This window comes from Pseudomonas juntendi (assembly GCF_009932375.1).
In the GTDB taxonomy this organism is placed as follows: domain Bacteria; phylum Pseudomonadota; class Gammaproteobacteria; order Pseudomonadales; family Pseudomonadaceae; genus Aquipseudomonas; species Aquipseudomonas juntendi.
In genome coordinates, this window is the sequence record NZ_BLJG01000149.1 from 1 (window position 1) to 5049 (window position 5049).

General features: G+C 64.1%; 4 protein-coding genes. 3 read left to right on the top strand and 1 reads right to left on the bottom strand.

From position 1 onward, the window contains the following. Positions 1–190 precede the first annotated feature (190 nt). Positions 191–664 (top strand): Lrp/AsnC family transcriptional regulator, encoded by a 474-nt coding sequence (locus GYA94_RS18775; protein ID WP_161892869.1) that lies wholly within the window; start codon positions 191–193, stop codon positions 662–664. Between the two features lie 134 nt (positions 665–798). On the opposite strand, the gene GYA94_RS18780 is transcribed toward GYA94_RS18775, so the two are convergent. Then, on the bottom strand, positions 799–2166 hold the full coding sequence (locus GYA94_RS18780) for a CYTH domain-containing protein (RefSeq protein ID WP_029888015.1): 1368 nt from the start codon (positions 2164–2166) through the stop codon (positions 799–801). Between the two features lie 230 nt (positions 2167–2396). Between GYA94_RS18780 and argE the strand changes: the two genes are divergently transcribed. After that, positions 2397–3539 (top strand): acetylornithine deacetylase, encoded by a 1143-nt coding sequence (gene argE, locus GYA94_RS18785; protein WP_110678545.1) that lies wholly within the window; start codon positions 2397–2399, stop codon positions 3537–3539. 124 nt (positions 3540–3663) lie between these two features. Beyond that, a complete protein-coding gene (gene argA / locus GYA94_RS18790) occupies positions 3664–4962 on the top strand; it encodes an amino-acid N-acetyltransferase (protein WP_029888017.1) in 1299 nt (432 codons plus the stop codon). The last annotated feature ends 87 nt before the right edge of the window (positions 4963–5049 follow it).

Here is a 5049-nt window from a genome sequence, read left to right on the forward strand (position 1 = left end):
ACAGGTAATCGCGCATGTCTTGATTTCAGCGCCAAACCTGTGGGAGCGGGCGTGCCCGCGAAGGGCTGCAAAGCAGCCTCAGTAACGCTTAACTGACAGGCATTAGGCAGCGTTTATTCGCTATGATTTGACCATTTTGCTTGGCTGTCGAATTGAGCAATTCGTCAGCACCCACTATGGAGAAACAGCAATGCATAGCGAGCTGGACGCCTACGATCGGCGCATTCTTGAACTGCTGCAAGAGGACGCTTCGCTTTCCAGCGCGCAGATTGCCGAGCGTGTGGGGCTGTCACAGTCGCCGTGCTGGCGGCGTATCCAGCGTTTGAAGGACGAGGGGGTGATTCGTGGGCAGGTGACCTTGCTCGACCGCAAAAAGATCGGCCTGAACACCCAGATATTCGCCGAGGTGAAGCTCAATGCCCACGGGCGCTCCAACTTCACCGAATTCACCGAGGCCATTCGCGGCTTCCCGGAGGTGCTGGAATGCTATGTGCTGATGGGCGCGGTGGATTTTATGCTGCGCATCGTTACCTCGGATATCGAGGCCTATGAGCGGTTCTTCTTCGAAAAGCTGTCGAACGTGCCGGGGATTCAGGAAGTGAACTCGATTGTGGCGCTTTCAGAGATCAAGTCCACGACCAGCCTGCCGCTCAAGACCCGCTGACGTCGTTTCGTGTAGGAGCGGCCTTGTGTCGCGGAAGGGCCGCAAAGCGGCCCCGGCAGTATCTGCTTGAAGCGCAGATCCCGGGGGCGCTTCGCACCCCTTTCGCGACGCAAGGCCGCTCCTACAGGACCGCATCAGGCCTTGAGCAGGTGCTTCCAGCCACGGCTCTGGTCGACTGCCCGTGCCTGGTCGATGCGTGCTTCCAGCACTTCATCGCTGATCGGCAGTTCGGCCAGCTCGTGCAGCTTCTTCAGGTCGCCATACAGGCGGTCCATCTGCGGTGCTTCCAGCACCTGGCGGGCGTGGTGCAGCCAGGCCAGCAACTGTTCGATCCGCGGCAGTTGCTCAGCCAGGTCTTCGGGGCGCTGGGTGTACAGCGGCAGCTTCAGTGCACGGCCTTCTTCACCCAGCAAATGGCCCATCCAGCTGGCCAGCTGCGCCTTGCCCTGGCGTTCGCCACGGCCCTTGCGTTCCACTGTCCAGGTGCGGGCCAGCAGCCAGCGTGAGGTTTCCAGCGAGAACTGGCCCCAGCGCACGTCTTCCAGCTCTTCGGCAAACTGCTCGGGCGCGGCGCGGCGGATGTCTTCGTCGTCGTTACCGGCCTGCACCAGCGGGCGCCAGTCTTCCAGCAGGGCGTCGAGGCTGCTGCGCAGTTCACGGGTAGCGGCACGCGGTGCGGCCTGGCCCAGGCTGGCGGTCAAGGCACGCAGTTCGCTCAGGCACTCGACCCAGTCCTGCAACAGGCGCCAGTGGCCATTGTGGCGGTACTGCTCGGCCAGGCGCTGGCTGCTGCCCAGCAGTTGCCAGGCCAGGGCGGCGTAGGCGTCGTCCACGGCCATTTCCGCGTCCAGCTCGGCCCCTGGCAGGCCCAGCTCATAGCTGTCTGGCTCCAGCAGGCGGTAGCCGCGCTCGGCCTTGCTGATGTCGCACGGCATCAACGGCAGGCTGGCGGCCAGCTCGGCGGCCAGTTCCAGCAGTGCCTGCGGCTCACCTTCGCGCAGCTCAAGCTCCAGCTCGCAGATGGCTTCCTTGCGCTTGCCGGCGACCACGAAGCCTTGGTCCAGCGCGGCCTCGATCACCACCTTGCTTTTGCCACGGCCCCAGGCGATTTCGGCGAACTCGCGGGTGAAGTCCGTGGTGAACAGTGGCTTGATGGTCTTTTTGTCCAGGCCGGCCAGTTGTTCGGGCCAGCAGGTGGCATCGAGCTTTTTCAGGTCCAGCTTGGGCTTGTCCAGGTTCCACTCGTACTCATTGCGCTCCGACAGGCCCGCTACGCTCTGGCCGCGGCACTTGAGGGTCTGGATGACCACATCGCCATCGCGACGCAGGCGCAGGGCCACGCGGGCAGCAGACAGCTCACGCTCGGCAGTGTCGAAGTACTGGTTGGTCAGTTCGCGGGTCTGCCAGCCGGACTTGTTGCGCTTTTTCAGCAGAGGGTGCTCGCGCAGGGCGGCAAGGGTCTCGCGGCTGGCGCGTAGCTTGAGTTCGGTTTCTTTGTGCATCACAGACTCGAAGGAGGGGGCGTGGTTGGCAAGGAGTTTACAGCAGTCGGCCGCGCTCTGTCGGGTCGCGGTGGTTTCTTCGCGGGCTCGCCCGCGCCCACAGGTAAAGCGCAGCCCTTGAAGGCATTGAAATCGATGTGGGAGCGGGCAAGCCCGCGAAGAAGCCCACACGCTTGCCCTGGGAACGATAGGCATTGTTATGATGGGCAACGCTTCCCAGGAGTACGCGCATGCCGTTGCCGACGCTGAAAGACCAGTTTGCCGCCTTGATCGCCGCGCCTTCGGTCAGTTGCACCCAGCCAGCGCTGGACCAGTCCAACCGCCAGGTCATCGAACTGCTCGCCGGTTGGCTGGGCGACCTGGGGTTCCAGTGTGACATTCAGCAGGTTACCCCCGGCAAGTTCAACCTGCTGGCCAGCCGCGGCACCGGCCCGGGCGGCCTTGTGCTGGCGGGGCACAGCGACACCGTGCCCTACGACGAACAACTGTGGCGCAGTGACCCGCTGAAGCTGACAGAAACCGACGGGCGCTGGGTTGGCCTGGGTAGCTGCGACATGAAAGGGTTCTTCGCCCTGATCATCGAAGCCGTCATTCCGCTGCTGGAGCACGATTTCAAGCAGCCCCTGCTGATCCTCGCCACCTGTGACGAAGAAAGCTCCATGTCTGGTGCCCGCGCCCTGGCCGAGGCTGGCCAGCCGTTGGGGCGAGCGGCGGTGATCGGCGAACCGACCGGGCTGCGGCCGATCCGCATGCACAAGGGCATCCTCATGGAGCGCATCGACATCCTGGGGCGCAGCGGCCATTCCTCGGACCCAAGCCTGGGCCACAGCGCCATGGAAGCCATGCACGCGGTCATGGGCGAGCTGATGGGCCTGCGCCAGCAATGGCAGCAAACCTACCGCAACCCACAGTTCAGCGTGCCCACCCCGACCATGAACTTTGGCTGCATCCACGGCGGCGACAACCCAAACCGTATCTGCGGCCAGTGCGCACTGGAGTTCGACCTTAGGCCTTTGCCGGGCATGGATGCCGAGCAGTTGCGGGCGGCCATCCGCGAGAAACTGCAGCCGCTGGCCGAGCGCCACGAGGTCCGTATCGACTACGCACCGCTGTTCCCGGAGGTGCCGCCGTTCGAGCAGGCGGCCGACGCCGAGCTGGTGCAGGTAGCCGAACGCCTGACCGGCCATCGCGCCGAAGCGGTGGCGTTCGGCACCGAAGCACCTTATCTTCAGCAGTTGGGTTGCCAGACCATCGTGTTGGGCCCCGGCGACATCGCCTGCGCCCACCAGCCTGGCGAATACCTTGAAATGTCACGAATCGAGCCTACCGTGCGTCTATTGCGTGACCTGATCCGGCACTATTGCCTGCACTAAACGTCAATCCTACTGATTCGTTCCTGCCTAGAGGAGACCGCGCGTGACCGCAAGCCTGTTCCGACGATGATCCTGAACGCCCCGTGTATCGCCGTTCTCCGTCCACTTATTTACAGGCCCTGTCATGCCCGATTACGTCAACTGGCTGCGTCATGCCTCCCCGTACATCAATGCCCATCGCGACTGCACCTTCGTGGTCATGCTGCCTGGCGATGGGGTAGAGCACCCCAACTTCGGCAATATCGTCCACGACCTGGTCCTGCTGCACAGCCTTGGCGTGCGCCTGGTACTGGTGCACGGCTCGCGCCCGCAGATCGAAAGCCGTTTGGCTGAGCGCGGCCTGACGCCGCATTACCACCGCGGCCTGCGCATCACCGATGCCGCCACCCTGGATTGCGTGATCGACGCTGTCGGCGCCCTGCGCCTGGCCATCGAGGCGCGCCTGTCGATGGACATCGCGGCCTCGCCGATGCAGGGCTCGCGCCTGCGCGTGGCGTCCGGCAACCTGGTCACCGCACGGCCGATCGGTGTGCTCGAAGGGGTGGACTACCACCACACCGGCGAAGTGCGCCGGGTCGACCGCAAGGGCATCAGCCGCCTGCTCGACGAGCGCTCCATCGTGCTGTTGTCGCCCTTGGGTTACTCACCTACCGGGGAGATCTTCAACCTGGCCTGCGAGGACGTCGCTACCCGCGCGGCCATCGACCTGGGTGCCGACAAGCTGCTGCTGTTCGGCGCCGAGCCAGGTTTGCTGGACGCAGACGGCAAGCTGATACGCGAGCTGCGCCCACAACAGGTGGCCCCGCACCTGCAGCGCCTGGGCAGCGATTACCAGGGCGAGTTGCTGGATGCTGCGGCTGAAGCCTGCAAGGGCGGCGTCGCGCGTAGCCACATCGTTAGTTATGCCGAAGACGGCGCCCTGCTGACCGAGCTGTTCACCCGCGGCGGGGGCGGCACGCTGGTATCGCAGGAGCAGTTCGAGGTGGTGCGCGAGGCGACCATCGAAGACGTCGGTGGCTTGCTCGACCTGATCAGCCCGCTGGAAGAGCAGGGCATCCTGGTGCGTCGCTCGCGCGAGGTGCTGGAGCGTGAGATCGAGCAATTCAGTGTGGTCGAGCGCGAAGGCATGATCATCGCCTGTGCGGCGCTGTACCCGATTGCCGATTCCGAGGCCGGCGAGCTGGCGTGCCTGGCGGTCAACCCGGAATACCGCCATGGTGGGCGGGGCGACGAATTGCTGGAGCGCATCGAGAGCCGTGCGCGGCAAATGGGCTTGAGTACCCTGTTCGTGCTTACTACCCGTACTGCGCACTGGTTTCGCGAACGTGGCTTTGCGCCGAGTGGCGTGGAGCGCCTGCCGGCAGCGCGGGCTTCGCTGTACAACTATCAGCGTAATTCGAAGATTTTCGAGAAGTCTTTGTAAACCTGTACCGGCCCTATCGCCGGCGAGCCGGCTCCCACAGGCGTGTCACTGCCTCTCAGTTTTGTGAGGCCCCTGTGGGAGATTCTA

Excerpts from the sequence above, each read along its gene's own strand:
- GYA94_RS18780 (WP_029888015.1), bottom strand. The coding sequence starts at position 2,166 with ATGCACAAAGAAACCGAACTCAAGCTACGCGCCAGCCGCGAGACCCTT.
- argE (WP_110678545.1), top strand. The coding sequence starts at position 2,397 with ATGCCGTTGCCGACGCTGAAAGACCAGTTTGCCGCCTTGATCGCCGCG.
- GYA94_RS18775 (WP_161892869.1), top strand. The coding sequence starts at position 191 with ATGCATAGCGAGCTGGACGCCTACGATCGGCGCATTCTTGAACTGCTG.
- argA (WP_029888017.1), top strand. The coding sequence starts at position 3,664 with ATGCCCGATTACGTCAACTGGCTGCGTCATGCCTCCCCGTACATCAAT.